Origin of the sequence: uncultured Rothia sp., assembly GCF_916049665.1 — a bacterium.
Classification (GTDB): domain Bacteria; phylum Actinomycetota; class Actinomycetes; order Actinomycetales; family Micrococcaceae; genus Rothia.
This window is the reverse complement of record NZ_CAJZIE010000081.1, coordinates 1-8,318: the sequence shown is the minus strand read 5'-3', so window position 1 is coordinate 8,318 and position 8,318 is coordinate 1. Positions and strand designations below refer to the sequence as shown.

Genomic DNA, 8,318 nt, shown 5'->3' with positions numbered 1-8,318 from the left:
TTGGCTAGAGTTTGGGTAAGGGATACCATAGAGTGAGGTAGTAGAGGCTAACTAATGATAATGCGCCTCCTCACCGATTCTCACCGATTGAGTGTTTCAACAGACCAAGGAGGAACCGTTGGGCGAGCACGAACCCACCGCGACCGTTCCCGCACAGGCTACTTCTGTGCAGACTGCTTCTGCCCAGGCTACTTCTGCGCAGCCGCGTACCGTTGCGCCGGCTGTGCGCCCGACCCCTCCTAAGACCCCGCGCCCCGTACCGGCACCGCGCGTGGACAGCCCCCTCATTAGCGCCCTCATCGCCGAGGCGGTCAGCCCCGAAGAGCTGAACGCCCGCATCCTTGAGGTAGTCTCCGAAGGCACCCCGATTATTGAGCCGGTGCTCCGCGAAGACGGCACCGTTAACGAGAACGAGCGCATCGTCACCTTCCTGTACCACAACGAGCAGGCGGAGCAGGTGCTCATGTTCATCAACCGCCTGACCGATGAGAAGAACCTTGACCGTTCCCTCATGACCCGCATTGAGGGCACCGCCTGGTGGCAGCTGAGCATGCAGATGGAAACCACCTGGCGTGCCTCCTACAACTTCTTGCCGGCGCTGCCCGGCGAGCGCCCCGCCTGGCTGGGTGACGACGATCAGGTGCGCCTGCGCGCCGCCCTGGACTCCGGTGAGGGCGACCCGCTGAACCCCGAGACCGTGTGCAACCGTATTGGCCGTTGCATGGGTGTGGTGCAGCTTGAGCACGCCCCGGTGCAGGAGTTCATCCTGACTCAGGAAGAGATTGACGCGTTGCCCGCCCCCGAGTGGATGCAGACCTCTGACGGTCACCAGTACGTGCTCGGCCGCGTGGGTGACCCCGCCCCGGATGCGCCGCTGTTCATCCAGTTTGATGGTGAGATGTGGTTCAGCCAGGGTATGGAGCAGACCCTCAACCGCGCCCATGAGGCGGGCCGTATTCCGGCGATGCACGTGTTCTTCCTGCACTCTGGCGGTCGTGAGAACCGCTGGAAGGAACTGAACGGTGGCAACCCGATTGCCGACTACCTGGTGGAGATTGCGTTCCCGCACCTGGAAGCGGTGCACGGCATTAAGACCGACCCGCAGAACATTGTGATTAACGGTCAGTCGCTGGGTGGCCTGTCCTCCCTGCTGGCGGTGCTGAGCCGTCCGGAGGCGTTTGGCGGCGCGATTGCGCAGTCTTCGTCGCTGTGGCAGCCGCAGGTCATGGACCGCTTGGACGAGCTGGAGGCGGCGGGCGAGATTGACCGTCTGCGCCACCTGCAGCTTGAGATTGAGGTGGGGGAGCAGGAGTGGATTCTGGTGCCGCCTCACCGCGAGTTGAAGGCGCGCCTGGAGAAGCTGGGCCTGGAGAACGCGCGCTGTACGACCTTCAATGGTGGCCATGATTATGCGTGCTGGCGCGGCGCGATTGTGCCGGCGTTGGAGCGCATGATTGCTTCTTGCCGTCAGGAGACTGACGCTGAGCCAGGCTCCGCGGAGGATCAGCGAGATGCCGCCTAAGCTTCTACGGGGGTGGGTCCCCGCTAGAGCCCGCCCCGCGTGGTGGGCGTGCGGGGTTCCCGTTAGGGTAAACACCGCCTCGCCCGTATCCTAGAGAAGTACAGCCTAAGAGATGTGCAGCACTACCGAGCCGCGAGGGGTACCGAAAGGTACCCGGCGTAGGTTGCGCACCCGCCCTCATTGACGAGATGGCATCACGCTGCGAACACAACGTGAGCGCTATAGAAACCGCAAACGACACAGAAATCGAGAGAAGATGACCGTAGAACGTAGCCCCCTGGCCCCCACGCCGCTCATCCCCGAGTCTTTTGCTGCGAAGTACCGCGAAGCCGGCTACTGGATTGACCAGACCATCCCCGAGTTCCTGCTCGATGCCTGCCGCGCGAAGCCGCACTTCCCGGCGCTGGTCGCGCTTTCGCACGCGCAGCTCGATGAGGACGGCAAGCCCCAGCAGATTCGCCTCTCCTACAGTGAGCTGGAGGCGGCAGGTCGTGCCGCTGCGGCGCGCCTCGTGAAGGCTGGCGTGCAGCCGGGTGACCGCGTGCTGCTGCAGCTGGGCAACACCGCCGAGTACCTGGTGTACCTGCTGGGTATTTTCTGGGCGGCTGCGCTGCCGGTGTTCTGCCTGCCGCAGCACCGCACCACCGAGCTCGTGCACTTTGCGACCCGCACCGACGCGGCGGCGCACGTGTTCTCCTCGCTGACCCCCGGCGCGGATTTCACCGCCCTGCACGAGGACGTTGCCGCCGAACTGCGCAAGAACTCCCTGGAGCCGCCGGTTGCTATTGACGTTGCGGAGCCGCTGACCCCGCTGACCGAAGAAGAGCTCGCCGAAGAGTTCGTGCCCGGCGTCATCCAGAACACCGAGAAGACCCGCGCGAGCGAGCAGGTGGCGTTCCTGCAGCTCTCCGGCGGTACCACCGGCATTTCGAAGCTGATTCCCCGCACCCACGCCGCCTACCTGTACTCGGTGCGCGGCTCGGTCGACATCTGCAAGCTGAACAACAACACGACCATGCTCGTGGTACTGCCCGCCGCCCACAACTTCACGATGAGCTCACCCGGTATTCTGGGCGTCATGTGCGCCTCCGGCAAGCTCGTGTTCGCGGCGGATCCGTCCCCGCAGACCGCGTTCCACCTCATTGAGATGGAGGGTGTGACCACCTCCGCGCTGGTGCCGCCGTTGGCTCAGGCGTGGGTCGCCTCCGCGGAGAAGCGCGGCGTGTCCCTGCCGTCTCTGCAGACCCTGCAGGTGGGCGGTTCGAAGCTGGCTCCGGCGGTTGCGGGCAAGATTGAGTCGGTGCTCGGCTGCACCGTTCAGCAGGTGTTCGGCATGGCTGAGGGCCTGGTGAACTACACCCGCTCGACCGACATGATTGAGCTGCGCCTGAGGACCCAGGGTTACCCGATTAGCCCCGACGACGAAATCCTGATCGTTGATGATCAGGACCAGCCGGTCAAGCGCGGCGAGAGCGGTCACCTGCTGACCCGCGGCCCGTACACGATTCGCGGCTACTACCTGGAGGAGAACGCGAACCGCTACGGCTTCACCGAGGACGGCTTCTACCGCACCGGCGACATTGTGCGCCTGGTCGCCGGCAAGTACCTTGAGGTGACCGGCCGCGCGAAGGACCAGATTAACCGCAACGGCGAGAAGATTGCCGTGGATGAAATCGAAGAGCTGGCGCTGACCCACCCCGACGTTTTTGATGCCGTGGTTCTGGGCATCCCGGATGAGACCGTGGGCGAGCGCGTGGGCCTGGTCATTGTGCCGAAGGAAGGCGCCGACCTGGGCGAAAACCCGCGCCGCACGATGCACGAGTTCTTCACCTCGAAGAAGCTCGCCGACTTCAAGATTCCCGAGCGCGTGCAGGTTCTGCAGGAGCTGCCCACCACGAACGTGGGTAAGATTTCCCGCCGCGAACTGCGTGCCAAGCTTGCCGAAATTTTCGGCTAAACCTTACGCCCCTACCCCTATTGAGGAGAAAAATGTCCGCATTTGAGACCCTGCGCCCCATCATGGAAAAGTACATCGTCGAGCCCGACTCCCTGCAGACCGCTTTTGACGAGCCGACCACCGACCTGTTCTCCCTGGGCATGGACTCGATGGGCTGCTTCGCCCTGCTCGACGACCTTGCCGCTGAGGGCGCCGTGATTGAGTTTACCGAGCTGGTGGAGAACCCGACCGTGGAGTTCATCGCCTCCCGCCTGGGCTAAATACGTGTAGCGCCCCGGAGGCTCGTCACGCCGGTAGGCACTGTAGGGTGCCGCCGGTTCTGCGGGTGTCCGGGGCGTTGAGCATGTACTCCACCGTGATTGGCATTGCTATCTGGTTCGGCGCTGCTGCCGGATTTAGCGCTTTTGCAGGCGCAACCTCGCGCAAAACTGTATGGACTTGCGCAAACCCACACATTCAACGTTGAGACCCCCTCAGAGAGGCCACCATGGGCGTAGCTGATACTACCGCACCCGCTAGCTCCGAGACTGCTTCCGACCTTCGCACCGCCGCGACTGACCCCGCATCGCACAGCGCTGACAGTCCCTGGCTGCCGCTGACCACGAACGCGCGCGGCATCTACTTTGCCGCCGCGATTGACCCGTCGAACCCCTGCTACAACACCGCGGAGGTTATGCAATGCCCCGCGGACACCGACCTCGCCCTGCTGCGTGAGGCGCTGGTGCAGCTCTACCGCGAGAACGAGGGCTTCCGCGTGCGCACCCGCATTGCCGATGGTGCCGCCTCCCAGCAGATTCTGCCGCTTGAGGCGTTCCTCGCGGGCATTGACCTGCTCGTGGACGAGGGGGAGCTGATGGATGAGGGGGAGCTGAGCGACACCGCGAAGGCGGGGGAGGAGAACATCTCTGACCTGCCTGACTCTGACTTGCCCGCGCCGGTGCGCGCCTGGGCGCAGCGCCTGCTCGCCCAGCCCCTCACCACCGATGAGGGCGTGACCGTGCGCAGCGCAGTGGTGCGTTACGGCGGGTTCCTTTGGGTTTACCACTCCTTCTCCCACGTGGTTGCCGACGGGTTCGCCGCGTTCAACGGCCTCTCCCGCGTGGCGGCGATATACCGCACCCTGTCCGCCGGTCAGCCGGTCCCGGAAACCCGCCGCATGAGCCTGCAACAGCTGCTCGATGCCGACGAAGCCGCCTCCGCCGCACGTGACGAAGACGTCGCCTTCTGGGAGGCGAGCGGCGCCCTGGAACAGGAAGACACCTCCCTGGCGGGTCGTACCGCCTCCCCGTCGGCGCGGTCTGTACGCCTGGCATTCAGCATTGACGTGCCCACCCAGCAGGCTCTGCTGGATGCGGCAAAGCAGCACGGTGTCTCCTGGCCCGTGCTGGCGGCCGCCGCTGTCGGCTCGTACCTGGCGCGTGTGGGTGGCTACCCGCAGGCTTCGTTTGGCGTGCCGCAGATGAACCGCATGTTCGCACGCATCCTGCCGGAGGCGACCCGCGCCCTGGGTGCGGCGAGCGCGCAGACCGGCTGTACCGCGGTGAACGTGCTGCCGGTGCAGGTTGCGGCGACCGGCCCCATCGCGGAGTCCCTGCACTCGGTGAAGGAGCAGTACGCCCGCAACGCCGAGCATCCGCTGGCTCGTCAGGAAGACCTGGAACGTACCGCACGTAACGCCCAGTCCAGGCTGTTTGGCGCGCAGATTAACGTGGTGCCTTTCGACGCGGTTCTGCCGCTGGCGGCTCCCTCCAAGGATGAGTCTGGGGCCCCGGTACCGACGGCGCGCATCCACAATATCTCTGCCGGTCCCGTTGCTGATGCGACCTTCACCCTGCGCGGCATGCCCGGCCGCGGCAACAGCATCTCCTGCGAGATTGACATGAACCCGGCGCTCTACACCGCCGAGGAGTTGGAGCGCCACGCCGCCCGCCTGAGCGAGTGGCTGCCCGCCTACGCCGCCGAAGCGCAGCGCGAGGGTGCCTCCCTGAACAACCTGGGCCTGGCGACCGAGGCTGAACTGGCGACCCTGCGCGAGCTGACCGCCCCGGCGCGCACCGAGCATCCGCTGGAGTACAAGACCCTGCTGGGCCGCTTCCGCGACGCGGTGGCGGCGCATCCGCAGGCGCTCGCCGTGCTGGATTCCGCCCCCGCACCCGGTGAGGTGCTCACCCCCGAGTCGGAGCGCGCCTACGCCTTTGACCGCGCCCTCACCTACGCTGAGCTGGATGAGCGCGCCCGCGCGCTTGCCGCGCAGCTGCTGGACTGGGGCGTTCGCCCCGGTGATGCGGTGGGTCTGCACGTGCACCGTGGCGCCGAGCAGTACGTGGCGTTGTACGCCCTGCTCTACGCCGGCGCCACCTACGTGCCGGTGCTTCCGGATCTGCCCGCCGAGCGTGTGGGCGTGATGATGGAGGACGCCGAGTGCTCCCTGCTTCTGCACGGCCCCGGTCTGCGCCCTTTGAGCGCGGAGGAGCTGAACCCGCAGGAGCCTGCGCGTCACGCGAACCTGCCGCAGCACACCCTACCGCAGCTGAGCATCGAGGAACCTGTACAGGCACCCGCCGCCGAGGAGCTTCCGGGCGTAAAAACCGGCCTGGACGAGGACGCTTACGTGCTTTTCACCTCCGGCTCCACGGGTCGCCCGAAGGGCGTTGCGATTAGCCACCGCTCGATTGATAACCGCCTGCGATGGCAGCAGCACCAGATTCCGGTGGGGGAGGGTGACCGCGTTCTGCACAAGACCCCCATCTCCTTTGATGTGCACGTGTGGGAGCTGTACTGGCCGCTCGCTGAGGGTGCCGCCGTGGTCATTGCCGCCCCGGATGGTCACCGCGACCCCGCCTACCTGGCGCGCGTGTTCGCCGAGCAGTCCGTCACAGCGGTTCACTTTGTGCCGACCATGCTTTCGGCGCTGACCTCGTCGCCGGCGGCGCGCCGCATCCTGGCTGAGGCCGGCTTCGGTCAGGACCGAGACCAGCCCCTGCGCTACGTGGTCTGCTCGGGCGAGGCGCTGCAGAAGGACCAGGTGCAGGCCGCGGGCGAGGTTCTGGGCGTGTACCCGCTGAACCTCTACGGCCCGACCGAGGCGGCGGTGGACGTAACCTTCTGGGAGACGTCCACCGACCCGCAGCGTGAGAGCGTGCCCATTGGCGAGCCGGTCTGGAACACCGGCACCCTGATTCTTGACCCGACCGGCCACCCCGTGCCGGTGGGTGTGACGGGTGAGTTGCACCTGTCGGGTGTGCAGCTGGCGCGCGGCTACAAGAACAACCCGCAGGCAACCGAGGCGGCTTTCGTGGAGCAGGCTCCCGCCGGTGCGCTCGCGCTGCTGAACGGCGAGAGCCAGCGCCTGTACCGTACGGGCGATTTGGCGTGCTGGGAGATTCTTCCCGATGGCCGCGCCGTCATTGGTTACCGCGGCCGCACGGACTATCAGATTAAGGTGCGCGGTCAGCGCCTGGAGCTGGGCGATATTGAGATGGCTCTTGCCGCGGTTGAGGGCGTGACCGCTTCGGTGGCTCTGCTGTACCGCGGTCTGCGTGAGCCCGCCCTGGCGGCGGTGCTGGAGGTGGGCGAGGTTCCCGCCGAGCGTGCCGAGCAGCTGGTGGAGGCGGCGCGTGAGCATTGCGCGCAGGTTCTGCCGGACTACATGGTTCCGACCCTGTGGCACACCCTGCCTGCGTTGCCGGTGAGCCCCTCCGGTAAGGCAGATCGCAAGCTGTTGGCGACCCTCGACCTGACCCCGCAGACTTCCGATGCCGAGGGCCCGCACGGTCTGCTGGAGCAGCAGCTGTGCTCGATTATTGCGGGCGTGCTGGGTCGTGAGCGTTTCGGCGTGGACGAGGATTTCTTCGCTTCGGGCGGCCATTCGTTGGCGGCTCTTGAGGTGATTGCCGCGGTTGAGGAGCAACTGGGGCTGAGCGTGAGCATCGGTGCGCTGTTTGCGCATCCGACCGTGCAGGCGTTGGCGGCATCCATTGCGGGCGAGCGCGGCGAGGGTGCGGAGTTCGCGCCGGTTCTACCCTTGCGTGAACATCCTGCCGCGCATGACGAAGCCCCCGCGCCGCTGTTTATTCTGCCGCCCGCGGGTGGTTTGGGCTGGTGCTATGCGGGGTACCTCTCGCATCTTCCGGCTCAGCAGGGCGTGTATGCTTTGCAGGCTGAGGCGTTCTCTGACCCGCATGCCGGGTTTGCGTCGAGCCTGCAGGAGTTGGCTGAGGGCTACCTGAAGCTGATTGAGAAGACTCTGGCGGAGCGTTCGTTGCCGCGTCGTTTTGCGTTGATGGGCTGGTCTGTGGGCGGTACTGCCGCGGTGCAGGTGGCGGCTTTGGCGCAGGCTGCGGGTGCGCAGGTTGAGCGTGTCATCCTGTTGGACGCGTATCCTTCGGAGCAGTGGCAGGGTGTGCCTGCGCCGGATGAGCAGGAGAGCTTCCGCGCGCTGCTGCGTATGGGTGGCCTGCCGGAGCCTGCCGCTGATGAGCAGCTTGACCTGCCGGGTACTCTGGAGCGTCTGCAGCGGGCGGGTTCGGCGATGGGTTACCTGCCGGAGGAGAAGTTGGGCGTGTGCCTGGGTAGTATGCGTGCTTCGGCGGCGCTCATGCGTGGTGCTGAGCAGGCGTTCTTTGATGGTGATGTGTTACTGGTGGGTGTGCCGCATGAGGATCAGCCGTATCTGGATGCGGCGGGTTGGGCGGCGCATGCGTCGTCGTTCCGTTCGGTGTTGCTGGAGGGTACGCACCCTGATTTGGTGAATCCGGCGCGTCTGGCGGAGGTGACCGGCCACTTCGCAGGCTAACTCCCTATAACTGTTTTCCCCATAACTGATGTAGCCCGGAGGTA

General features: G+C 65.7%; 4 protein-coding genes. All 4 read left to right on the top strand.

Features of this window, described 5'->3' with window-relative positions; genetic code table 11:
- Positions 1–118: 118 nt before the first annotated feature.
- The 4 genes from QZ540_RS07565 to QZ540_RS07550 all read left to right on the top strand — a co-directional run bounded on the left by QZ540_RS07565 (position 119) and on the right by QZ540_RS07550 (position 8,274).
- Positions 119–1,522 (top strand): enterochelin esterase domain-containing protein, encoded by a 1,404-nt coding sequence (locus QZ540_RS07565; protein WP_294628912.1) that lies wholly within the window; start codon positions 119–121, stop codon positions 1,520–1,522.
- A gap of 256 nt (positions 1,523–1,778) precedes the next feature.
- Positions 1,779–3,479: a (2,3-dihydroxybenzoyl)adenylate synthase gene (locus QZ540_RS07560; RefSeq protein WP_294628910.1), complete on the top strand. Its 1,701-nt coding sequence runs from the start codon at positions 1,779–1,781 to the stop codon at positions 3,477–3,479.
- A gap of 32 nt (positions 3,480–3,511) precedes the next feature.
- The gene (locus tag QZ540_RS07555; RefSeq protein ID WP_294628908.1) at positions 3,512–3,739 is read left to right on the top strand and encodes a phosphopantetheine-binding protein; all 228 of its coding nucleotides are present in this window, start codon (positions 3,512–3,514) and stop codon (positions 3,737–3,739) included.
- A 227-nt stretch (positions 3,740–3,966) separates the two neighbouring features.
- On the top strand, positions 3,967–8,274 hold the full coding sequence (locus QZ540_RS07550; RefSeq protein ID WP_294628906.1) for an amino acid adenylation domain-containing protein: 4,308 nt from the start codon (positions 3,967–3,969) through the stop codon (positions 8,272–8,274).
- Positions 8,275–8,318 lie beyond the last annotated feature (44 nt).